We start from the raw sequence: 255 nt of genomic DNA, 5'->3' as shown, positions 1-255 counted from the left end.
AAGAACTAGAGCCTGAACAAATTACCCAAATGTCCATGGAAGAACTCATTCAATTTCTTCAAGAGAAGGGAAAAAATCGCTTCGAAAATCCGGAAGAAATTGCAAAGTATCTTCAAAAACTTGCTCGCTCATCATATCGTCTAAATAAAGCAATGGCCGATCCAGTCAACATTTCACTTTCCGTTTCTTTAAGTGTAATTAGACATATGGAATCCGAAGTGAAACGGCTTGATCGTGAAATTGCCAAACTCATGA

General features: G+C 37.6%; 1 pseudogene. It reads left to right on the top strand.

Annotation, left to right across the window (positions count from 1 at the left end):
* Positions 1-255 (top strand): annotated as a pseudogene (locus tag TEPIDINF_RS15030) (IS110 family RNA-guided transposase); the annotation flags it as partial.

This window comes from Tepidibacillus infernus (assembly GCF_048898065.1).
GTDB lineage: Bacteria > Bacillota > Bacilli > Tepidibacillales > Tepidibacillaceae > Tepidibacillus_B > Tepidibacillus_B infernus.
This window is presented reverse-complemented; position numbering and strand designations above follow the sequence as displayed.